This is a genomic window from Streptomyces sp. NPDC087420, from assembly GCF_044744165.1.
Classification (GTDB): domain Bacteria; phylum Actinomycetota; class Actinomycetes; order Streptomycetales; family Streptomycetaceae; genus Streptomyces.
Map to the genome: position 1 here is coordinate 139,119 of NZ_JBIUXU010000010.1, position 19,606 is coordinate 158,724.

The window sequence follows — 19,606 nt, forward strand, 5'->3', positions numbered from 1 at the left end:
TCACGCCTCCTTCGAGTCGGTCGGGGCGGCGCTGACGCGGGAGCGGCGCTGCGGTGGCTCGGGCGGGTCTTCGTCCAGGAGGTTGGGGCGCGAACGGCGCAGCGGCGGCTTGGCGCCGAGCCGCTTCGGGTCCAGGCCGGACCAGCCGTGTCCCTCGGAGAAGAACTTCTTGCGGGCCATGAGCGTCATCACGGGCTTGGTGAAGAAGAACACCACGACCACGTCGAGGACGGTGGTCAGACCGAGGGTGAACGCGAAGCCCTGGACCTTGCCGACCGTGACGACGAACAGCACGGCGGCGGCGAGGAACGACACGAAGTCGGAGACCAGGATCGTGCGCCGGGCGCGCGGCCAGGCCCGCTCGACGGCGGGGCGCAGCGTGCGGCCCTCGCGGATCTCGTCACGGACTCTCTCGAAGTACACGATGAACGAGTCCGCGGTGATACCGATCGCAACGATCGCACCACACACCGCGGGCAGGTTCAGGGCGAAGCCGATGCCCGGGCCGAGGAGCGACATGATCGTGTACGTCATGACCGCCGAGGCGCCGAGGCTGAGGATCGCGATCAGCGACAGGCCGCGGTAGTAGGCCACCAGGTAGATGATGACCAGCGCCAGGCCGATCGCGCCGGCGATCAGGCCGGCGTGCAGCTGCTCACCGCCGAGCGCGGCGGTGACCGTGGTGGTGCTCGCCACGTCGAAGGAGAGCGGGAGCGCGCCGAAGGACAGGATGTTGCCCAGGTTCTGCGCCGACTCCTGGTCGAAGCTGCCGGAGATCTCGGCGCTGGCGCCGAGGGTCTGGCTCACCGAGGGCGCCGAGACGACGTTGCCGTCGAGCACGATCGCGAACTGGTTCATCGGGGGCTGCTGCTGCGAGAGCTTGCCGGTGATCGACTGGAACTTCTTGGTGCCGCCGCCGGTGAAGTCCATCTGGACGATCCACATGCCGCGCTGCTGGTCGAGCACGCCCTTCGCCTTGGAGACGTCGGTGCCGTCCAGCTCGGCCGGGCCGAGGATGTACTTGTCCCAGTTCTTGCCGGTGGTGTCCTGGCCGCAGGCGACGATCGTGTCCTTGGGACCGCTGCTCTGGTTGACCGTCGTACGGGACGCCTCGTCCCGGCAGTCGAGCGCCGTGAACTTCTTCTCCAGGGCGGCGGTGGCCGGGTCCGGGGGCGTCGTGGCCGCCGGATCCGGAGGCGTCGTGGCGGCGGGGGGCGCGTCACTGGCGCCGGGGGTGGGGGTGGGCGTCGGCGCCTTCTTGAGGGCGTCCGTGACAGCCCGGCCCTGGGTGGTGGAGGCCGGGCTCGGCGTCGACGACTTCGAGCTGTCCGCCTGGGGCTTGCCGCTCGCCGAAGGCTTCGCGGAGCCGCTCGGGGAGCTGCTGGGCGCGGGCTCAGGTGCCGTGGGCGTACCGGGCGCGTAGGTCAGCACCGGCCGGAAGAAGAGCTGGGCCGTCGTACCGACCTGATCCTGGGCCTGCTTGCTGTTCGTACCCTTGGGGATGTTGACAATGATGTTCTTGTCACCCTGGGTCTGAACCTCGGCCTCGGAGACACCCAGACCATTGACACGGCGGTCGATGATGTTGACCGCGGTGTCCATGTTGGTCTTGTTGATCGCGTTCGGCTTGCCCGGCGTGTTCTTCGCCTGGAGCGTGATGCTCGTGCCGCCCGCGAGGTCGATCCCCAGGCGTGGCGTGACATGACCGGACCAGAACATGCCGCCGGTGAGGGCGACCATGGCAATCAGGAACAGTGCCAGGGTGCGCCCCGGCCTGCCTGGGGACCCTGCCTGCCTTCGGCCCTTATTAGGTGCTGCCACCTTCTCGTTTCTCCCTGTCCAACCGCCCCGCGCCGGGTGTGCGCCGGAGCGGCCACGAAGTGATGTGGGGACCTGCCCCCGCAGAAAACAGCACGGAACGCACGCCGACGAGGACCGCGGAGCGGCCCTCGGTCACGGACCGACTACTTCGCGTCCGCTTCGCCGTCGGCCTTGGCGTCCTTGGCGTCGGCCGCCTTGGCATCGGCCTTGACCTCGGCCGCCGCGGGCTCCTCCTTGTCGGCCTTGGCCGCGTCGGCGTCATCGGCCTCGGGGCGCTTGCCCAGGTCGATCTTGGCGACGTCATGAGTGGCATCCGCGTCGGTGGCGTCAGCGTCGATGAGCGACGAGGCGTCGTCGGGGACGACGGTGTCGTCGGACGTCGGGTCGTCGCCGTGCACGATGCGGTTGTACTCGTCGTCGTCCAGCACCGCGCCGATGGAGTTCTTGGCGTAGACGGCTTGTACGCCGGGAGCGACCTCGAGAATGACCATGTCCTCGTGCACCTCCTTCACCGTGGCGTACATGCCGCCGATCGTCCGGACGCCGGTGCCGGGCTGCATGTCGCTGCGCATCTGCGCGGCGGCCTGCTGCTTCTTCTTGGCGGACCGGGTCATCAGGAACATGGCCCCGATGAGCACGATGAAGGGGAGAAGGGTCACTGGACTCACGGGAGGGAACTTCCTTCGCACGACCGCGCTGGAGAACGGCCTCATATACGGGGGTGGGCATGCCGACCTGGAAGGGCGGCATCGGCGGAGTCTAAGCGAGTCCGCGTCGTTGGAACAACGCCCAGCATCGCACCCTGGTTCCGCCCCGGTCGAGCGTGCTGCGCCTCACGTCCCGAACAGACCCTGTTGTCCCGCTGTGCCCGGGGCCTGCTGCGGGGGTACGAGCCCCAGGTGCGCCCAGGCCGCGGGGGTGGCGACCCGGCCGCGGGGGGTACGGGCCAGCAGGCCTTCCCGTACGAGAAACGGCTCGGCGACCTCCTCCACCGTCTCACGCTCCTCCCCCACGGCCACCGCCAGGGTCGACAGGCCCACGGGGCCGCCGCCGAACAGCTTGAGGAGGGCCCGCAGCACGGCCCGGTCGAGGCGGTCGAGACCCCGCGCGTCGACCTCGTACACCGCGAGGGCGATCTGGGCGATCTCCCGGTTGATCACTCCGTCCGCCTTGACCTGCGCGTAGTCCCGTACCCGCCGCAGCAGACGATTGGCGATACGGGGCGTGCCGCGCGAGCGTCCGGCGATCTCGGCGGCGCCCTCCGCGTCGATCTCCAGGTCGAGGAGCTGGGCCGAACGGTGGATGACGCGCTCCAGCTCGGAGCTCTCGTAGAACTCCATGTGGCCGGTGAAGCCGAACCGGTCGCGCAGCGGGGGCGGCAGCAGACCGGCCCGGGTGGTGGCGCCGACCAGGGTGAACGGCGGCAGCTCCAGCGGGATGGCGGTGGCGCCGGGGCCCTTGCCGACGATGACGTCGACCCGGAAGTCCTCCATCGCCATGTAGAGCATCTCCTCGGCGGGCCGGGACATGCGGTGGATCTCGTCGAGGAAGAGGACCTCGCCCTCCTGGAGGGAGGAGAGGATCGCCGCGAGGTCGCCGGCGTGCTGGATGGCGGGGCCCGAGGTGATGCGGATCGGGGCGTTCATCTCGGCCGCGATGATCATGGAGAGGGTGGTCTTGCCGAGGCCGGGCGCGCCGGAGAGCAGCACGTGGTCGGCGGTGGCGCCGCGCGCCAGCGCCGCCTTGAGCACCAGGTCGAGCTGCTCGCGGACCCGCTCCTGGCCCACGAACTCGTCCAGCGACTTGGGGCGCAGTGCCGCTTCGACGGCCTGGTCCTCCCCGTCCGCGGACGGGGCGACGAGCCGGTCGTCCCTGTCGTCGGGTGCCTGTGTCTCGGCGCCGGTGTCGTCCCAGTTCACTCTGTCCCGCCGATGTTCACTCTGTCTCACCGTCGTTCACTCGGTCTCAGCGTTCACTCTGTCCCACCGCGCTGTCCGGTCAGCGCGTTCTGTTCAGGCTCTGGAGCGCGGCGCGCAGCAGCTGCGGCACGGGCGGCCGGAGCCCTTCCGCGACAGCGGCCTCGGCCTGCGGGGTGACCAGCGTGACCGCCTCGTCGGCCTCGCGGGTGGCATACCCGAGGCCGATCAGCGCGGCGTGCAGCTGGTCGCTCCAGGAGGCGGGGAGCGCCGTGCCGATGCCCTGCGCGCGGGCCGGTCCCACGGGTGCGCCGAGCCGGTCCTTGAGCTCCAGCAGGAGCTTCTGGGCGCCCCGCTTGCCGATGCCGGGCACGGCCGTCAGCGTCTTCTCGTCGCCGTTGGCCACCGCGATCCGCAGGGTGTCGGGGCTGTGCACGGCGAGCATGGCCTGGGCGAGGCGCGGGCCGACGCCGCTGGCGGTCTGGAGCAGCTCGAACACCTGGCGCTCGTCGTCGTCGGCGAAGCCGTACAGCGTGAGCGAGTCCTCGCGGACGACGAGGGAGGTGGCGAGCTTGGCGTCCTGGCCGATCCGGAGTCCGGCGAGGGTCCCGGGGGTGCACTGGACGGCCATGCCGATGCCGCCGACCTCGATGACGGCCGTGGTCGGGGCGAGCGCGGCGACCGGGCCGCTCACGAAGGCGATCATCGGGGGACCTTCCGTACAGGTGCGGTGGTGGGGGCCTTGGCGGGGATACGGGAGGCGTGGGCCGCGGCATGGGCCTGCTGGAGGCGGTTCATGGCGGGGGCGCGCCAGATGTGGCAGATGGCGAGCGCGAGGGCGTCGGCCGCGTCGGCCGGTTTGGGCGGGGCGGCCAGCCGCAGCAGCCGGGTCACCATCGCGCCGACCTGTGCCTTGTCGGCCCGGCCGCTGCCGGTGACGGCGGCCTTGACCTCGCTGGGGGTGTGCAGCGCCACGGGGATGCCACGGCGTGAGGCGCAGAGCATGGCGACCGCGCTGGCCTGGGCCGTACCCATGACCGTACGGACGTTGTGCTGGGCGAACACCCGCTCCACCGCGACCAGTTCGGGCCTGTGCTCGTCCAGCCAGGCCTCGATGCCCTGCTCGATGGCGACCAGCCGCATCCCGATCTCGGCGTCCGCCGGTGTCCGTACGACACCGACACCGAGCATCGTCAGCGGGCGGCCCGCGACGCCCTCGACCACGCCCACTCCGCACCGGGTCAGCCCCGGGTCGACCCCCAGCACCCGCATCGCGCCCCCTCCCGGACTCCGTGCCCGCGTTCCAGCCGTTCGCGTTCAACCTCGCTGATCAGCACAGTATCGGTCACCACTGACAACAGGACGGACCGACGGAGCCCTGCCCCGTCGGTCCGTCAGGTGAAGCCGTGTCAGCGGCGGACGCTCAGGCGTCGACCTTCTCCATCACTTCGTCGGAGACGTCGAAGTTGGCGAAGACGTTCTGCACGTCGTCGCTCTCCTCCAGCGCGTCGATGAGCTTGAAGATCTTCCGCGCGCCCTCCTCGTCCAGGTCGACCTGCATGGTCGGGACGAAGCTGGCGTCGGCGGAGTCGTAGTCGATGCCCGCGTCCTGGAGGGACGTACGGACCGCGACCAGGTCGGTGGCCTCGCTGAGCACCTCGAAGGACTCACCCAGGTCGTTGACCTCCTCGGCGCCCGCGTCGAGCACGGCACCCAGGACGTCGTCCTCGCCGAGCTCACCCTTGGGGACCATCACCACGCCCTTGCGGTGGAAGAGGTACGAGACGGAACCGGGATCGGCCATCGAACCGCCGTTACGGGTCATGGCGACCCGGACGTCGGAGGCCGCGCGGTTGCGGTTGTCGGTGAGGCACTCGATGAGCACCGCGACCCCGTTCGGGCCGTAACCCTCGTACATGATCGTCTCGTAGTCGGCGCCCCCGGCCTCCAGGCCGGCCCCGCGCTTGACCGCCGAGTCGATGTTCTTGTTGGGCACCGAGCTCTTCTTCGCCTTCTGGATGGCGTCGAACAGCGTCGGGTTGCCCTCGATGTCGGCGCCACCGCTGCGGGCCGCGACCTCGATGTTCTTGATCAGCTTCGCGAAGAGCTTGCCGCGCTTGGCATCGATCACGGCCTTCTTGTGCTTCGTCGTAGCCCATTTAGAGTGGCCGGACATCTGCCTGTCTCCTTCGCGTAACCCATCCTGCTCCGTTCGGCAGCGATCCTACCGGCCCATCGTCACCGTGCGGAGCGCACCATGTCGGAGAAGAAGCGGTGCAGGCGGTGGTCGCCGGTCAGTTCGGGGTGGAACGACGTCGCGAGGGCCGTGCCCTGCCGTACGGCGACCACATGGCCTCCGTACTCCGCGAGCACCTCCACCTCGGCGCCGACCGACTCGACCCAGGGCGCGCGGATGAACACGCCCTCCACGGGGCCGCCTTCGACGCCGGTGACGTCCACGGACGCCTCGAAGGACTCGTTCTGCCGCCCGAAGGCGTTCCGGCGCACGATCATGTCGATCCCGCCGAGCGTCTCCTGCCCCGAGCGGGGGTCGAGGATCTTGTCGGCCAGCAGGATCATCCCGGCGCAGGTGCCGTAGACGGGCATCCCGGCCGCGATCCGCTCGCGGAGCGGCTCCAGCATCCCGAAGAGCACGGCCAGCTTGGACATGGTGGTCGACTCGCCGCCGGGGATCACCAGGCCCTCCACTCCGGCCAGTTCCTCCGGGCGCCGCACCGTCCTGGCCACGGCGCCCGCCGCGGCCAGGGCGGCCAGGTGCTCCCGGACGTCACCCTGGAGGGCGAGTACCCCGATCACCGGGGCCACCGGGGGCGCCAGGGTCTGGGGGATCGCCTCAGGGATCACGGGGGTGCTCATGGGTGGTTACCAGCCACGCTTCGCGTAGTGCTCGGACTCGGGGAGGGTGTCGATGTTGATCCCGACCATGGCCTCGCCCAGGTTCCTGGAGGCATCCGCGATGATCTTCGGGTCGTCGTAGAAGGTGGTCGCCTTCACGATCGCGGCGGCCCGCTTGGCGGGGTCGCCCGACTTGAAGATGCCCGAACCGACAAACACGCCCTCGGCGCCGAGCTGGCGCATCAGCGCCGCGTCCGCCGGAGTGGCCACCCCGCCGGCCGAGAAGAGCACCACCGGCAGCTTGCCGAGCGCGGCGACCTCCTTGACGATCTCGTACGGCGCGCGCAGTTCCTTCGCGGCGGCGTACAGCTCGTTGGAGTCGAAGCCGCGCAGCTTGGCGATCTCGTTCTTGATCTGCCGCAGGTGGCGCACGGCCTCCACGACGTTGCCGGTGCCGGCCTCGCCCTTGGAGCGGATCATCGCCGCGCCCTCGGCGATACGGCGCAGGGCCTCGCCCAGGTTGGTGGCACCGCAGACGAAGGGCGTGGTGAAGGCCCACTTGTCCGCGTGGTTGACCTCGTCCGCCGGGGTCAGGACCTCGGACTCGTCGATGTAGTCGACGCCGAGGGACTGGAGGACCTGCGCCTCCACTATGTGGCCGATACGGGACTTGGCCATGACCGGGATCGAGACGGCCTCGATGATGCCCTCGATCATGTCCGGGTCGGACATGCGCGCCACGCCGCCGTCCTTGCGGATGTCGGCGGGCACCCGCTCCAGCGCCATCACGGCCACCGCGCCGGCGTCCTCGGCGATCTTGGCCTGCTCGGGCGTGACCACGTCCATGATCACGCCGCCCTTGAGCTGCTCGGCCATACCGCGCTTGACGCGAGCGGTACCGGTCTCGGGGGACTGGGGGGAAGCGGATGAAGCGGACACGGAAGCGACCTCACTGGCTGAAAACGGTGGACGGAAACTACGTCATCCCTGAGGAAACGCCTGGAGGGCGGTCCACAGCAAGAGCCAATGTGGTGCCGGTGGATCGTTCTCAGCCGCGCCGTCGGGGGTGGGTGGACCGTTCTCAGCCGCTGCCCGGGCGGTCCGCCAGCGCCACCGGCGGCTCGTCGTCCATCTCGAAGGCCAGCGGGAACGGCGCGTGCCCGGCCAGCCGGAACCAGCGGACCTTGCGGTGGCGGCGCAGGGCGCGGGCGGCCCGTACGGCGTCGTTGTGGAACCGCCGCGCCATCGGTACGCGCCGGACGGCGGCCGCCAGTTCGCCGGCGGCGTCCTCGCCGCCCGGGGCGGCCCGTACCGCCTCCACCTGCTCGGTCTCCCCGAACACCGCGCGCAGCGCCTGGCTCAGCTCGCTCTCCGCGACCTCACGCTGCTCCTCCTCGGCCTGCCGGGCCGCGTGCGCGGCCTGGTACAGCACGATGGACGCGGCGGGGTCGAGGACGCCGGAGGTGGCCAGCTCCTGGGTGACCGAGGCGCGGCGCAGCAGCTGGGCGTCGAGGGCGGCGCGGGCGGCGTCGATCCGTGCGTGGAGGCGGTCGAGGCGGCCCGCGGTCCAGCTGAGGTAGAGGCCGATCGCGACGACGGCAACGACGATCCATACGAGGGTTGGGGTCACGGGCCGCAAGGTTACCGGCGGGCGGTGCTGCGGGGTGCGGGGGCGTTGCTGGACGGGGGCGCGGGTGGGCGGTGCCGGTGCCGTGGTGGGGGCCGGTGCCGTGGTGGGCGGTGCCTGCGGCGCTGTCCCCTACCCGCCCCTTCCCGGGACCGGGGCTCCGCCCCGGGCCCCTGTGTCCTCAATCGCCGGACGGGCTTGAGGTGGCCGGACAAGGTTGATACCTGCGGGCGAGATCAGTCTTTTGTCGCGCCCAGGCCGAATCTGGCCCACAGGCCCGTCGTCCGTTCGTCCGTCGCCACCGACGTCGCGCCGTCCGTCACCGTCTCGTACACCGCCAGGATGTCCGCGCCCACCGTCGACCAGTCGAAGCGCCGTACGTGCGCGCTGCCGCGCTCGCGGAGCTGTGCGCGGCGGGCCGGGTCGCCCAGGAGGCGGACCGCCGAGGCCGCCAGGGCGTCCGCGTCCTCGTTGCGGAACAGTTCGCCCGCCGCCCCCTGGTCCAGCACCTGCGCAAACGCGTCCAGGTCGCTCGCCAGCACCGCCGCCCCCGCCGACAGCGCCTCAACCAGGATGATGCCGAAGCTCTCGCCGCCCGTGTTGGGCGCGACGTAAAGGTCGACACTGCGGAGCAGCCGCGCCTTGTCCTCGTCGCTGACCATCCCCAGGAACTCCACCCGCGACCGCATCGCCTTGGGAAGGGATTCGACGGCTTCCTTCTCGTCGCCCCGGCCGGCGACCAGCAGCCGCGTCTCCGGGTACGCGCCCAGGATCTTCGGCAGCGCCCGCATCAGTACGGGGAGTCCCTTGCGCGGCTCGTCGATGCGCCCGATGAAGCCGATCGTGCCGCCCTGCCACGCCGGATTGGCCTCGGCCTTCGCGAAGAAGTCGACATCGACGCCGTTCGGGATCACCACGGCGTCCCCGCCCAGGTGCTCCACCAGCGTCCGGCGCGCGTACTCGCTCACCGCGATCCGCGCGCTGATCTTCTCCAGCGCGGACTGGAGGATCGAGTACGCCGCGAGCATCGCCCGCGACCGGGGGTTCGACGTGTGGAACGTCGCGACGATCGGACCCTGCGCGGCCCAGCACGCGATCAGCCCCAGCGACGGCGACGTCGGCTCATGGATGTGGATCACGTCGAAGTGCCCGTCGTGCAGCCACCGCCGCACCCGCGCCGCCGACAGCAGCCCGAAGTTCAGCCGGGCCACGGACCCGTTGTACGGAACGGGCACCGCACGCCCCGCCGACACCACGTACGGCGGCAGCGGCGTCTCGTCGTCCGCGGGCGCCAGGACGGATACCTCGTGGCCGAGCCGGATCAGATGCTCCGCCAGGTCCCTGATGTGGAACTGCACCCCGCCGGGCACGTCCCACGAATAGGGGCAGACGACCCCGATCCTCACACCGGCCCCCCGCGCGACACGCCGGCGGAGCCGGAGCCGGCGCCGGGCGCCCCGGACGGTTCGAGGTCCGCGACCCACAGTCTCTGCAACATGTGCCAGTCCTCCGGATGCTCGGCGATCCCGCCGGCGAAGGCGTCCGCCACCGCCTGTGCCATGACAGACGTCTTCTCGGCGCGCGTACCCGACTCCGGTACCTCGACCGGCGGATGGACCCGCCCCCGCATCACCGGGGAGTCGTCGTACCAGAGCGTCACCGGCAGCAGCAGCGCCCCCGTCTGCTGTGCCAGCAGCGAAGGCCCCGCCGGCATCCTGGCCGTGTCCCCGAAGAACTCGACCTCGACGCCCGACGCCGACAGATCACGGTCGGCGACCAGGCAGACCAGACCGCCGTCCCGCAGCCGCCGCGCCAGCGTGCCGAAGGCGGAGCCGCCGGTGTGCGGCAGCACCTCCATCCCCAGGCTCTCGCGGTACGCCACAAAACGGTCGTACAACGTCTCCGGCTTGAGCCGCTCGGCGACCGTCGTGAACGGCACACCCAGCGCGCGCGTCACCCAGACCCCCGCCAGGTCCCAGTTGGCCAGGTGCGGCAGCGCCAGTATCACGCCCCGCCCCGACGCCAGCCCGTCCGTCAGATGGTGCACGTCCTTGGGGTCGAAGCCGGCGCTCACCCGCTCCGCACTCCAGGTCGGCAGCCGGAACGACTCCATCCAGTAGCGCATGTACGAACGCATCCCGGCCTTCGACAGGGCGGCGAGCCGCTCAGGACCCGCGTCGGGCACGACCCGCGCCAGATTCGACTCCAGCCGCAGCACACTCTTGCCGCGCCGCTTCCACGCCGTGTCGGCGATCGTCCGGCCGAGGGCCGCCGCCGCCGGCTCCGGCAGCGTCTTGACCGTGCTCCAGCCCAGCCCGTACAGCCCGTCCGTGACCCGGTCGCGCACCCCGCTCATGACGCGGCCTCACGCCCCTGCGAGCCGGACCCGGGGCCCGCGCCCGAGGCGGCCTCCGCCGCCGCGGCCGCGTCGGCCTCCGCCGACTCGCGCCGTACGGTCACCACCCGCTGCGCCAGCGTCACCGCGGAACCCACCGCGACGATCCACAGCGCGATCGGCAGCAGGATCTCGATCCCGGGGACCCCGAAGGTCCGGTGGAATCCGGCCAGGCCCGCCGCGACCAGCGAGATGACCAGCCGCTCCGCCCGCTCCACCAGCCCGTTGACGGCGACCGGCAGGCCGATCGACTCCCCCCGGGCCTTGGTGTACGAGACGACCTGGCCGCTGGCCAGGCAGAAGATCGAGACGGCACACAGCACGTTGTTGTCGCCGCCGCCCGCGTACCAGAGGGCGAAGCCCCCGAAGATCGCGCCGTCCGCCACCCGGTCGAGCGTCGAGTCCAGGAAGGCGCCCCAGCGGCTGGAGACGCCGGCCTGGCGCGCCATGTTGCCGTCGACGAGATCGGAGAAGACGAAGATCGTGATGACGATCGTGCCCCAGAAGAACTCCCCGCGAGGGAAGAAGACCAGCGCACCCGCCATCACTCCGGCCGTACCGATGAGCGTGACCGCGTCCGGACTGACTCCACGCCGGAGCAGGAACGCGGCGAACGGCGTGAGGACACGCGTGAAAAATGCACGCGCGTACTTGTTCAGCATGGCCTTCCCGACGGTCGTTGGGCCGTGCGGCCCCGACGGCCACCGGCTGGCCCATCGTAGCCACGCCCGCGACGCGGCACCGCCGCCGCACCCGCACCGGGCGCCGGACAACATCCGGCGCCCGGTGGCGAAAGAGCGCCAACTCCCCTGACGTGGACCGCATACCGCAGTTACGCTGAGGTGCCCAGCTCCGAAGGTGAGCCGGGCGCTCTGACCAGGAACAGGCCGCAGCAGCGGATCCTTGCGGCGAGGGGGCGGCAGTGGCGAGTGACGGATTCGACTTCAGCCCGGGGGCACAGGTCCCGCTGACGGGGTCGGACGGACAGACCGCGGCGACGCACGCCCTCGCCTCGGCGGCCTACCGGGACAGCCCGGTCGAGGAGATCCTCAAGGCCGACAACGAATGGCACAAGTCCAAGGTCTCCAAGGGCAGATTCTCGCTGATGGAGCCGAATCTGGGCGAGGCGTTCGCACGCGCCGTCCAGCTCAGGACCCTCGGCGGCGGGCGCGGGGCCCTCATCCAGTCCTTCGGCACCGAATCCCGGACCATCGTCGAGCACTGCCTCGCCGCGAACGGGATCCGGAAGGAGCGGGACAAGAAGCTCACCGCCGTGACCGCCCTCTTCGGCCTGCTGTTCCTGCCCGGCGCCCTGCTCTGGCTCGGCGTCTTCCAGCTGCGCCGTACGCTCGCCGGGGCGAAGGACCGGCGCGTCGGCGCCATGGGCTCGGCCCTCCTGATCGCCGTCGGCGTCCTCGCCGTCATCTTCCTGATCGCGCTCCCCTTCGCCGGCCCCCTGGGCTGGTACCTGCGCGGGATGATCGTCGCCCCGGTCGTCGGCTGGTGGCTGGCCAAGCGCATCTGCGAATCCACCGCCAAGGACCTGCGCTCCCGCTGGAGCGCCCTCCTCGCCGGCGGCGGCATCGGCGCCAAGATCCCCGAGGCCGTGCCGGGGAACCCGGGCGACGCGAGCCGCGAGGAGCTGCGCCAGGGCCTGGAGAGGCTCACCGCCGAGCAGCGGTCCAACGTGGTCTTCTACGCGGGCCCCAAGGGAATACTGGGCATGGGCACCCGCTGGGGCAGCTGGCAGCTCGCCGAGGACCTCGTCTCCAAGGATCCCGCCAAGGAGATCCACCAGTTCCGCAGCTACGACGTCATAAGGGCCATCCACGACCAGATGAAGCTGCTGGAGCGCGGCCCCCTGAACTCCGGTGGTTTCACGCCGCCTTCGGTCAAGCACTGGATCGTCTCACCGGTCGGCGAGGGCGCGGGTTCCGTGAGCCGCCCCGACGGCCAGGACGTGGAGGCCTACCAGGTCAAGAGCCACGAGATACAGCGGATCTGCAACCACCAGCAGTTCGGCAGCGGCAACCGCCACTACCTGGGCGTCCAGTTCACCCTGTGGGACGGCCAGTTGGTCATCACCATGATGATCAGCGTCACCGTCCTCTACCAGACGCTGCGCATCGAGGTCACGGGCCACGCGCTCGGCCCGGTGCACTCCCTCTTCACCAGCGGCCCCTCCGCCAAGAGCCGCACCGTCGCCAAGCCGGTCCGCTTCTGGGAGACCGTCGACAGGCCGCTGCCGCTGGTCGAGCCGAAGGAAGCGGTCCGCCTCGCGGTCCGCGCGCCCTTCACCTGGTACCCGCCGCTGCTCGACCACCTCGGCGGCAAGCTCGGCCTGCCCGAGCCCTTCGGCCTGCGGCACGCCTGGGCCGACCAGCCCTGGCGCCACCGCTTCATGGCCGACGACGCGATGCGCGCCGCGACCCCGGTCCTGCGGGTCGCCCACGCCGCCGCGATGAAGGTCCTGGACGAACACGGCGTGGACACCGCGAGCTTCGGCAGCAGGTCGTCCATGCTCGGCGGAGCCGTACAGGACCCGAGCCCGCGGAAGGCGGACGCCTACGACGCATGAGCGGGCGCCCCGGCCCGCTCGGGCGGGCGGGCGGGCCAGGGGCAACGGCTTGTGCTACGGCTGCACGGACTTGCTGCGGCGTACGGAGTCGCTACGGCTCTACGGGCCAGGCCGCGGCCAGCATCGCCCGCGTGTCCGCCAGGAGCTGCGGCAGCACCTTCGTATGCCCCACGACCGGCATGAAGTTGGTGTCGCCACCCCAGCGCGGCACGACATGCTGGTGCAGATGCGCGGCGATCCCCGCCCCGGCCACCGAGCCCTGGTTCATCCCGATGTTGAAGCCGTGCGCGCCCGACGCCGTACGGAGCGCGGTCATCGCCCGCTTGGTGAACAGCCCCAGCTCGGCCGTCTCCGCCTCGTCCAGCTCCGTGTAGTCGGCGACATGCCGGAACGGCACCACCATCAGATGGCCGCCGTTGTACGGATACAGGTTCAGCACCGCGTAGACCCGGGCCCCGCGCGCGATGACAAGCCCGTCCTCGTCGGACTTCGACGGGATCGCGCAGAAAGGACAGCCGTCGCCGGCCTCCGGTCCGGTGGGCTTGTTCTCGCCCTGGATGTACGCCATCCGATGGGGCGTCCACAGACGCTGGAACGCGTCCGGGGTCCCCACACCGATCTGCTGCTCCGGCTCACTCGTCATGCTGTGCAGCATATGACTTAGGACCGCGGAAGCGTGTCGCCGGGCCTCCGCCGGACCACCCCCCGCGATGCTGGGGCGATGCACGTCAGGAACGGCCCCGAACGCCGGCTCCGCTGGGAGCGCCACATGGAGCTGCCGCTGTTCATGGGCTCGGCGGTCTTCCTCGGCTGCTACGCGGTCCTCGTCCTGGCCCCGCACACCAGCCCCGTGTGGCGCGACCTCGCCCTCACGGGTGTCATGCTGACCTGGGCCGTCTTCCTGACGGACTACGTCGTACGGCTGGTCCTCAGCGGCCTGGGCCGGCACTTCCCGCGCAAGCACTGGCTGGACACGGTGGTGCTGGTCCTGCCCCTGCTGCGCCCGCTGCGCATCGTGAACACGTACAGCGCCGTCCAGCGCCGCCGGGACCGCCCGCGCCTCAGTCTGTACGCCAGAGTCATGTCGTACGCGGGACTCAGCGCCCTCCTCCTGGGCTTCGCCACCGCGCTCGCGGTCTACCAGCAGGAGCGGGGCGCGCCGGGCGCGACGATCCGTACGTTCGGCGACTCGGTGTGGTGGGCCGCGTCGGCGATCACGACGGTGGGGTACGGGGACGTGACTCCGGTGACGCCGTGGGGCCGGGTGTTCGCGGTGGTCCTGATGGCGTGCGGGCTGGCGCTGCTGGGGGCGGTGACGGGGTCGTTCTCGTCGTGGCTGATCCAGATTTTCGGCCGGGAGGACCGGGAAAGGCCCCCGTCCAGCTGAACGCTGGCCGGGGGCCGCCGTACCTGTGCGGTCAGGCATGTGCGGTCAGGCGTCACACCTGGACGCGGCGCTCCACCACATCGACCAGCTTCGCCAGCGCCTCGTCACGCGGGATGCCGTTCTCCTGCGAACCGTCGCGGTAGCGGAAGGACACCGTGCCCGCGTTCATGTCCTCGTCGCCGACCAGGATCATGAACGGGACCTTGAGCTTCTGGTGGTTGCGGATCTTCTTCTGCATCCGGTCCGAGGACGCGTCCACCTCGACCCGCAGGCCCTTCTTCTTCGCCTCGGCGGCAAAGCCCTGCAAGTACTCGACGTGGGCGTCCCCGATCGGGATCCCCACCGCCTGCACCGGCGCCAGCCACGCCGGGAACGCGCCCGCGTAGTGCTCCAGCAGCACCGCGAAGAACCGCTCGATCGACCCGAACAGTGCCCGGTGGATCATGACGGGCCGCTGCTTGGAGCCGTCCGGCGCGGTGTACTCCAGCTCGAAGCGCTCCGGGAGGTTGAAGTCGAGCTGGACGGTCGACATCTGCCACGTACGGCCGATCGCGTCCCGCGCCTGCACCGAGATCTTCGGGCCGTAGAAGGCCGCGCCACCCGGGTCGGGCACCAGCGGCAGCCCCTGCTTCTCGGCGACCTTGCGCAGCGTCTCGGTCGCTTCCTCCCACGCCTCGTCGGTCCCGACGTACTTCTCCGGGTCCTTGGTCGACAGCTCCAGGTAGAAGTCGGTCAGACCGTAGTCACGCAGCAGGTTGAGCACGAAGGTCAGCGTCGAGTCCAGCTCGTCCGCCATCTGCTCCTTGGTGCAGTAGATGTGCGCGTCGTCCTGGGTGAAGCCGCGGGCGCGGGTCAGGCCGTGGACGACGCCCGACTTCTCGTACCGGTACACCGTCCCGAACTCGAAGAGACGCAGCGGCAGTTCGCGGTACGACCGCCCGCGCGCGTCGAAGATCAGGTTGTGCATCGGGCAGTTCATGGGCTTGAGGTAGTAGTCCACGCCCTCGTCGAGCTGCATGGGCGGGTACATGCCGTCCGCGTACCAGTCGAGGTGCCCCGACTTCTCGAAAAGGCGGCCTTTGGTGGCGTGGGGGGTGTAGACGAACTCGTACCCCTCCTCCTCGTGCCTGCGGCGCGAGTAGTCCTCCATGGTGCGGCGGATGATGCCGCCCTTGGGGTGGAAGACCGCGAGGCCGGAGCCGACCTCGTCGGGGAAGGAGAACAGGTCCAGCTCGTTGCCCAGCTTGCGGTGGTCCCGCTTCTCGGCCTCGACCAGGAAGTCCAGGTGCGCCTTCAGCTCTTCCTTCGTCGGCCACGCGGTGCCGTAGATGCGCTGGAGCATCGGATTCTTCTCGCTGCCCCGCCAGTACGCGGCGGCGTTCCGCATCAGCTTGAACGCCGGGATGTACCGGGTGGTCGGCAGGTGCGGGCCGCGGCACAGGTCGCGCCAGGCCAGGTCGCCGGTCTTCGGGTCCAGGTTGTCGTAGATGGTCAGCTCGCCGCCGCCCACCTCGACGTCCGCGCCGTCGTCGGTCGACGCCGAGCCCTTGATGCCGATGAGCTCCAGCTTGTACGGCTCGTCGGCCAGCTCCTCGCGGGCCGCCTCGTCCGTGACGACGCGGCGCGAGAAGCGCTGCCCGCGCTTCTGGATCTCCTGCATCTTCTTCTCGATGACCTTGAGGTCCTCGGGGGTGAAGGGCCTCTCGACGTCGAAGTCGTAGTAGAAGCCGTCCTTGACCGGCGGGCCGATGCCCAGCTTGGCCTCGGGGAAGATCTCCTGCACGGCCTGGGCCATCACGTGCGCGGTGGAGTGGCGGAGGATGTTGAGGCCGTCCTCGGAGGAGATCAGGACGGGCTCGACGGTCTCGCCGTCGGCGATCTCGTACGCGAGGTCCTTCAGCTCGCCGCCCACGCGCGCGGCGACGACGGTGCGCTCTCCGGGGAACAGTTCGGCCGCCGTAGTGCCCGTCGTCACCACGCGCTCTTCCCGCTCGGAATCGCGTTGGATGATCACACGGACGTCTGACACCGGACTCTCCTGACTGCACGGGGCGCGCACGTCTTGTTTTCCGTGCGCATCAGGAATCGTACCGAGCCCGGGCCGTCACCCACTAAACGGTTTCCGCACCGGCTTCCGGATCGGGGCCCCCGCCGCACGCCTCTTCAAAGAAGTCCAGGTTCTCCTGGAGCGATTTCATCAGCCGGTCGCGCTCCGCCTCGTCCACCTGGACGGGCACCACACCGCTGGCGTCGGAGAGCCTGCGGAAGCCGCCCCGGCTCTCCAGCCGGCCGACGACCCGGATGGGCAGGCCCACCAGATGCGCGTGTCCCGCGATGCGGTACGCCTCTTCGTCGAGTGCCACCCGTACATGCGGGATCTCCGCCCCGGCGAGGACCCGCAGCCGTACGGATCCGGTGCCGCGCGGTCCCGCCCGGCGCATCCGGATGACGGCTCCGGTGATCCGTACGGGCATGGAGGGCTCGTCGCGCAGGTAGCGCCGGCCCGCCTCGCGGAGCGCGGGCAGGTCGCCGGGTGAGAACTCCACCGGTTCGGGGCGTGGCACGCAGCCGTCCGGGACTCCCGCGCCGGGTGCCCAGGCCAGGGTGATGCGGGCGCCTTCCGTGCCGCGTACGAGAGCCACCACGGCGTCGGTCAGCTCGCGGCTCACTCCTGCCTGGACGGCCGTGTCGAACGCCTCCATGCCACCGGTGGCCCGCTGGTAGTCGACGGCCTCGCGGGTGGCGTAGAGGGCGTGGTGGAGGCGGACGGCGACGGCGCGGCCGTCCGTGACCGGGGCGAAGGCGGTGAGTTCGCGTCCGCCGGGGGCCGGTCCGACGAGGATGCCTTCGAGGGAGGCCTGGGCCTGGCTGCGGTGGCGGGCTCCGTAGTAGCCGGCCCTGCTCCGCACGGCGAGCGCGCCGGCCAGCAGCAACTGCCTGGCGGCCGTGCGCAGTTGTTCCTGTACGGTCCAGGCCGCCGCCCCGGAGGGGCCTTGCGGCACGTCGCGCCACCAGCGGATCTCGTCGCTGGGGACGGTGAGGCCGACCAGGATCTCGCGGGCGGAGGGGGCGGCGCTGCGGGCGAGGGCGGTGAAGGCCTCGGCGAGCAGGTCGTCGCAGTCGGGGAAGGCGCGGCTCTCGGGCACCAGGAGGCTGGTGCCGCCGCCGGCGGGTGCGGGGGGTGTCCAGCGGGTGTAGCGGCCGGGGGCGCCGCCGCGGCGGCGCCAGCCGTGCCGGGCGAGGAGCGCGCCGAGGACGGCGGGGTCGGTCCGCGCGGGGTCGGGCGCCAGACCGCCCGTCCAGGGGCCCGGTGGTTCCGCCGCGGGATCGTGCGCGGGGCGGGGGCGGGCGGCCCAGGGGGTCACCTCGTCGGCGGGCTCGTCGGACGGCCGGTGCATCACGGTCTCCCTCCCGACCCGACGCGGGTCATGATCTCGCAGAGTGCCCGGTCGTCGAAGATGCGCGCGGTGGGCACCCGCACGGTCGTCCGGTGGCGGCCGGTCACGGGGTGGCCCGCCAGGTTGATCCAGTAGCAGCAGTGTCTGAGGTCGAGGCGGTCGTGGCCGGCGCGCAGCCATTCGTCCTGGCTGCGGGGCACGATCATCACGACCAGGATCTTGTGCACCGAGACGGGGGTGCGGGCCAGTTTCACCAGGTGGGCGTTGTCGAGGGCGAAGGAGAAGGCCGGGCCGGCCGGGTGCGGGGCGAGTTGGTAGGTGCTCTTGAGCTGGACCTTGATGGTCACCTCGTCGTCCACGACATGGCCGGGTGAGCTGTGGCTGACGTGCCAGTCGATGCCGGTGTCGGGGAAGGGCTGGCTGAGTGAGCAGCCGGCCGCGGCGGCGACCGCGTGGAGGTGGCCCACCTGGAGTGTCTCCATGCAGGCGGTGGTGGCGAGTGCTCCGCGCAGCGGTGCGATCCGCTCGGGCAGCAGCCCGCCCGGTTCGGGCTGCGCGAGAGCCATGGCTCTGGGTGCCTTCCGGGCCGTACAGGTGAATTGGGGTGACGGGCCGTCAACGTCCGTGTCCGTCCCTTGTGTTGTCACCCTCCGGCGTCCTCCGTAAACAGTGCGTACCACACGTCCTGTCCGGGTATCACCGATTCGGGCAGAGGATGGACGCCATCTGCCGGATATGCGCGAGGAGTTCGGGGATGACGCGTTGGTACGAAGGCCCGCTGGCCGCATTCGACACGGAGACGACGGGAGTGGACGTCGAGGGGGACCGGATCGTTTCGGCCGCCCTGGTCGTCCAGGACATGGCGGGGGCGAGGCCCCGGGTGACGCGGTGGCTGATAGACCCGGGCGTGCCGGTGCCTCCCGCGGCCACCGAGATACACGGTCTGACGGACGACTTCCTTCACCGCAATGGCCGGTGGCCGGCGCCGGCGGTGGAGGAGATGGCGCGGGCGCTGGCGGAGCAGTGCGCGGCGGGCCGGCCGCTGGTGGTGATGAACGCGCCGTTCGATCTGACCCTGCTGGACCGGGAGTTGAGGCGGCACCGGGCGTCGTCGCTGGGCCGGCATCTGGAGAACGTGCCGCTGTGCGTGCTGGATCCGCGGGTGCTGGACAAACATCTGGACCGCTATCGCAAGGGCCGCCGTACGCTCACGGATCTCTGTGTCCAGTACGGCGTGGAGCTGGAGGGCGCCCATGACGCGGCGGCCGACGCGCTGGCGTCGCTGGAGCTGGTCCGGGCGGTGGGCCGGCGGTTCGCCTCGCGCATGGAGCGGCTGTCGGCGGCGGAGCTGCACGCGCTCCAGGCGGTGTGGCACGCGGCGCAGGCGCGGGGGTTGCAGGCGTGGTTCTCGCGCAACGGCACGGAGGAGTCGGTGGATCCGGCGTGGCCCCTGCGGCCCGAGGTGCCCGCGGCGGCGGCCTGACCGGCACGGAAAAGCCGGCCCGTCGGGGACGGACCGGCTTTTTCCGGTGGGCGATACTGGTTTCGAACCAGTGACCTCTTCGGTGTGAACGAAGCGCTCTCCCGCTGAGCTAATCGCCCGGGAACGCCTTGAACCATACAGGCCC

Annotated in this window: 19 protein-coding genes and 1 tRNA gene; 3 read left to right on the forward strand and 17 right to left on the reverse strand. The window is 70.9% G+C overall.

The features are described 5' to 3' along the window. The 12 genes from secD to pgsA form a co-directional block, all read right to left on the reverse strand. Window positions 1-1,821, reverse strand: a complete 1,821-nt coding sequence (secD, locus tag ACIO1C_RS21905) for a protein translocase subunit SecD (protein WP_401866032.1) — start codon at window positions 1,819-1,821, stop codon at window positions 1-3. 143 nt (window positions 1,822-1,964) lie between these two features. Further along, window positions 1,965-2,489 (reverse strand): preprotein translocase subunit YajC, encoded by a 525-nt coding sequence (gene yajC, locus ACIO1C_RS21910; RefSeq protein ID WP_401866034.1) that lies wholly within the window; start codon window positions 2,487-2,489, stop codon window positions 1,965-1,967. Between the two features lie 165 nt (window positions 2,490-2,654). Further along, a complete protein-coding gene (ruvB, locus tag ACIO1C_RS21915; RefSeq protein ID WP_401866036.1) occupies window positions 2,655-3,740 on the reverse strand; it encodes a Holliday junction branch migration DNA helicase RuvB in 1,086 nt (361 codons plus the stop codon). A 79-nt stretch (window positions 3,741-3,819) separates the two neighbouring features. After that, window positions 3,820-4,443, reverse strand: coding sequence for a Holliday junction branch migration protein RuvA (gene ruvA, locus ACIO1C_RS21920; RefSeq protein ID WP_401866037.1), 624 nt, complete (start codon window positions 4,441-4,443; stop codon window positions 3,820-3,822). Beyond that, a complete protein-coding gene (ruvC, locus tag ACIO1C_RS21925) occupies window positions 4,440-5,009 on the reverse strand; it encodes a crossover junction endodeoxyribonuclease RuvC (RefSeq protein WP_401866039.1) in 570 nt (189 codons plus the stop codon). Before ruvC ends, ruvA begins: the two co-directional genes overlap by 4 nt. Window positions 5,010-5,160: 151 nt before the next feature. Further along, window positions 5,161-5,913 carry a YebC/PmpR family DNA-binding transcriptional regulator gene (locus ACIO1C_RS21930; RefSeq protein ID WP_401866041.1) on the reverse strand — a complete coding sequence of 251 codons (753 nt, stop codon included), beginning with the start codon at window positions 5,911-5,913 and terminating at the stop codon, window positions 5,161-5,163. 62 nt (window positions 5,914-5,975) lie between these two features. Beyond that, complete coding sequence (pdxT, locus tag ACIO1C_RS21935; protein WP_401866043.1) at window positions 5,976-6,614, reverse strand: pyridoxal 5'-phosphate synthase glutaminase subunit PdxT; 639 nt, start codon at window positions 6,612-6,614, stop codon at window positions 5,976-5,978. A 6-nt stretch (window positions 6,615-6,620) separates the two neighbouring features. Continuing rightward, the gene (gene pdxS, locus ACIO1C_RS21940; protein WP_401866045.1) at window positions 6,621-7,532 is read right to left on the reverse strand and encodes a pyridoxal 5'-phosphate synthase lyase subunit PdxS; all 912 of its coding nucleotides are present in this window, start codon (window positions 7,530-7,532) and stop codon (window positions 6,621-6,623) included. A 142-nt stretch (window positions 7,533-7,674) separates the two neighbouring features. Next, window positions 7,675-8,223: a hypothetical protein gene (locus tag ACIO1C_RS21945; RefSeq protein ID WP_327237519.1), complete on the reverse strand. Its 549-nt coding sequence runs from the start codon at window positions 8,221-8,223 to the stop codon at window positions 7,675-7,677. A gap of 233 nt (window positions 8,224-8,456) precedes the next feature. Next, window positions 8,457-9,626, reverse strand: a complete 1,170-nt coding sequence (locus tag ACIO1C_RS21950; protein WP_401866047.1) for a glycosyltransferase family 4 protein — start codon at window positions 9,624-9,626, stop codon at window positions 8,457-8,459. Beyond that, the gene (locus tag ACIO1C_RS21955) at window positions 9,623-10,576 is read right to left on the reverse strand and encodes a phosphatidylinositol mannoside acyltransferase (RefSeq protein ID WP_401866049.1); all 954 of its coding nucleotides are present in this window, start codon (window positions 10,574-10,576) and stop codon (window positions 9,623-9,625) included. The genes ACIO1C_RS21950 and ACIO1C_RS21955 overlap by 4 nt, the downstream gene beginning before the upstream one ends. Continuing rightward, a complete protein-coding gene (gene pgsA, locus ACIO1C_RS21960; RefSeq protein WP_401866051.1) occupies window positions 10,573-11,277 on the reverse strand; it encodes a phosphatidylinositol phosphate synthase in 705 nt (234 codons plus the stop codon). Before pgsA ends, ACIO1C_RS21955 begins: the two co-directional genes overlap by 4 nt. A gap of 260 nt (window positions 11,278-11,537) precedes the next feature. Here pgsA and ACIO1C_RS21965 point away from each other — a divergent pair, with 260 nt between their 5' ends. After that, window positions 11,538-13,193 (forward strand): hypothetical protein, encoded by a 1,656-nt coding sequence (locus ACIO1C_RS21965; RefSeq protein ID WP_401866053.1) that lies wholly within the window; start codon window positions 11,538-11,540, stop codon window positions 13,191-13,193. A gap of 91 nt (window positions 13,194-13,284) precedes the next feature. Here the strand turns inward: ACIO1C_RS21965 and ACIO1C_RS21970 are convergent, their stop codons facing one another. Beyond that, on the reverse strand, window positions 13,285-13,848 hold the full coding sequence (locus ACIO1C_RS21970; protein WP_401866054.1) for an HIT family protein: 564 nt from the start codon (window positions 13,846-13,848) through the stop codon (window positions 13,285-13,287). 66 nt (window positions 13,849-13,914) lie between these two features. Here ACIO1C_RS21970 and ACIO1C_RS21975 point away from each other — a divergent pair, with 66 nt between their 5' ends. Continuing rightward, window positions 13,915-14,580, forward strand: coding sequence for a potassium channel family protein (locus ACIO1C_RS21975; protein WP_401866055.1), 666 nt, complete (start codon window positions 13,915-13,917; stop codon window positions 14,578-14,580). Between the two features lie 52 nt (window positions 14,581-14,632). Here ACIO1C_RS21975 and thrS read toward each other — a convergent pair whose 3' ends face one another. The 3 genes from thrS to ACIO1C_RS21990 form a co-directional block, all read right to left on the reverse strand. Further along, the gene (thrS, locus tag ACIO1C_RS21980; protein ID WP_401866056.1) at window positions 14,633-16,609 is read right to left on the reverse strand and encodes a threonine--tRNA ligase; all 1,977 of its coding nucleotides are present in this window, start codon (window positions 16,607-16,609) and stop codon (window positions 14,633-14,635) included. A gap of 82 nt (window positions 16,610-16,691) precedes the next feature. Further along, window positions 16,692-17,978, reverse strand: a complete 1,287-nt coding sequence (locus ACIO1C_RS21985; RefSeq protein WP_401866057.1) for a hypothetical protein — start codon at window positions 17,976-17,978, stop codon at window positions 16,692-16,694. Continuing rightward, entirely contained in the window at window positions 17,978-18,544 is a 567-nt protein-coding gene (locus ACIO1C_RS21990) for a DUF4365 domain-containing protein (protein ID WP_401866058.1), read from the reverse strand. The genes ACIO1C_RS21985 and ACIO1C_RS21990 overlap by 1 nt, the downstream gene beginning before the upstream one ends. A gap of 188 nt (window positions 18,545-18,732) precedes the next feature. Between ACIO1C_RS21990 and ACIO1C_RS21995 the strand changes: the two genes are divergently transcribed. Continuing rightward, on the forward strand, window positions 18,733-19,461 hold the full coding sequence (locus tag ACIO1C_RS21995) for a 3'-5' exonuclease (RefSeq protein ID WP_401866060.1): 729 nt from the start codon (window positions 18,733-18,735) through the stop codon (window positions 19,459-19,461). 47 nt (window positions 19,462-19,508) lie between these two features. Here the strand turns inward: ACIO1C_RS21995 and ACIO1C_RS22000 are convergent. Then, window positions 19,509-19,580, reverse strand: a tRNA-Val gene (locus ACIO1C_RS22000). Window positions 19,581-19,606: the final 26 nt, after the last annotated feature.

What these genes read in the sequence shown, in the direction of transcription:
- ruvA (WP_401866037.1), bottom strand. Translation starts at nt 4,443, where the DNA reads ATGATCGCCTTCGTGAGCGGCCCGGTCGCCGCGCTCGCCCCGACCACG.
- ruvC (WP_401866039.1), bottom strand. Translation starts at nt 5,009, where the DNA reads ATGCGGGTGCTGGGGGTCGACCCGGGGCTGACCCGGTGCGGAGTGGGC.
- ACIO1C_RS21930 (WP_401866041.1), bottom strand. Translation starts at nt 5,913, where the DNA reads ATGTCCGGCCACTCTAAATGGGCTACGACGAAGCACAAGAAGGCCGTG.
- pdxT (WP_401866043.1), bottom strand. Translation starts at nt 6,614, where the DNA reads ATGAGCACCCCCGTGATCCCTGAGGCGATCCCCCAGACCCTGGCGCCC.
- ACIO1C_RS21955 (WP_401866049.1), bottom strand. Translation starts at nt 10,576, where the DNA reads ATGAGCGGGGTGCGCGACCGGGTCACGGACGGGCTGTACGGGCTGGGC.
- pgsA (WP_401866051.1), bottom strand. Translation starts at nt 11,277, where the DNA reads ATGCTGAACAAGTACGCGCGTGCATTTTTCACGCGTGTCCTCACGCCG.
- ACIO1C_RS21970 (WP_401866054.1), bottom strand. Translation starts at nt 13,848, where the DNA reads ATGCTGCACAGCATGACGAGTGAGCCGGAGCAGCAGATCGGTGTGGGG.
- ACIO1C_RS21975 (WP_401866055.1), top strand. Translation starts at nt 13,915, where the DNA reads ATGCACGTCAGGAACGGCCCCGAACGCCGGCTCCGCTGGGAGCGCCAC.
- ACIO1C_RS21985 (WP_401866057.1), bottom strand. Translation starts at nt 17,978, where the DNA reads ATGCACCGGCCGTCCGACGAGCCCGCCGACGAGGTGACCCCCTGGGCC.
- ACIO1C_RS21990 (WP_401866058.1), bottom strand. Translation starts at nt 18,544, where the DNA reads ATGGCTCTCGCGCAGCCCGAACCGGGCGGGCTGCTGCCCGAGCGGATC.
- ACIO1C_RS21995 (WP_401866060.1), top strand. Translation starts at nt 18,733, where the DNA reads ATGACGCGTTGGTACGAAGGCCCGCTGGCCGCATTCGACACGGAGACG.